This is a genomic window from Escherichia sp. WS1450, from assembly GCF_046487395.1.
Classification (GTDB): Bacteria; Pseudomonadota; Gammaproteobacteria; order Enterobacterales; family Enterobacteriaceae; genus Escherichia; species Escherichia coli.
This window is the reverse complement of the sequence record NZ_JBJQJO010000114.1, coordinates 1-1,258: the sequence shown is the minus strand read 5'-3', so window position 1 is coordinate 1,258 and position 1,258 is coordinate 1. Positions and strand designations below refer to the sequence as shown.

Sequence of the window (1,258 nt, the reverse complement as noted above, 5' to 3'; positions counted from 1 at the left end):
TGTAGTGGTCAAGTAATATTGGCCACGGTTTTACAGTAAAAACGGTATCTGTTCTCTGATTCTTCCGGCGTCAACCCACCGTTGTAATGGTGAGGCCTGACGCTATTGTAATAATTCAGGATATAACCGCTAATTTGTTGCCGGGCCTCGTCCTTGCCTACGTAACCATCCGTCGGCACCCATTCTGTTTTCAGACTGCGGAAGAAGCGTTCCATAGGACTGTTATCCCAGCAGTTTCCCCGTCGGCTGACACTTTGCTTTATCCTGTAACGCCAGAGAAGCTGTTGATATTTCAGTCCTGTATACTGACTTCCCTGGTCGCTATGGAACATGACGTCCCGCGGCTGACCACGCACCTCATACGCCATCCGCAAGGCACTGCTTATCAGTGCAGTATCGGCATTCGCTGACAGGCTCCAGCCGATAACCCTGCGGGCAAAAAGATCCATGACGACCGCCAGATAGCACCAGCGATTTCCTGCCCAGATATACGTAATATCTCCGCACCATACCCTGTCTGGCTCCGGTACAGCGAACTGACGCTCGAGCAGATTCGGCAAACACGTATGCTCCTGACAGGCATTTTTGTATTGATGTTTTCCGGGCTGACAACTGCTCAGGTTCAGGTATTTCATCAGCCGTCCGGCACGATAACGGCTCATCGGGACGCCGTTTTGGGTCAGCATTTCAGCCAGCGTGCGCGCGCCTGCAGAGCCCCGGCTCTGGTTCCATGCCCGGCGTATTTCGCTGCACAACCTGACGCGAGCCGAATTAACCGTATCGCGTCGTTTTCGCCAGTACCGGTAACTGCTACGGTGTATTCCCAGTGCGGAACAGAGGCTGACAACTGAGTGGCTGTCACTCAGTCTGGAAACTATCGTAAACCGTTCAGTGAGTCGGACATCAAGAGCGCGGTAGCCTTTTTTAATATCGTATTTTGTTCCTCCAGTCGGCGAACCTGCTTTTCCAGCTCGCGAATACGTTGCTGTTCAGGGGTAATGGGTGTTGCAGAGGGCGCAATACCTTGGCGCTCTCGCCTGAGCTGACGTACCCAGCTCTCAAGCGTGGTAGAACCGACATTCATCGCCTCACTGGCTTGTCGATACGAATAGCCCTTATCAACAATCAGCTGTGCACATTCCAGCCTGAACTCAGGGGTGAAAGTACGTTTGGTTTTCTTGTTCATTAAGTCACCTGTTTTGTGTTGAGGTGAGAATATCACCTTTAATCAGGTGGCCAAATTTACTGTGCCACTACA

1 protein-coding gene is annotated in these 1,258 nt (G+C 51.7%); it reads right to left on the bottom strand.

The annotated features are described in order from the left end of the window. Positions 1-8: 8 nt before the first annotated feature. A protein-coding gene (locus ACJHYR_RS27755) for an IS3 family transposase (protein ID WP_152895938.1) occupies positions 9-1,186 on the bottom strand; the annotation gives its coding sequence in 2 pieces (ribosomal slippage) (positions 9-928 and positions 928-1,186; 1,179 coding nt in all). Positions 1,187-1,258: the final 72 nt, after the last annotated feature.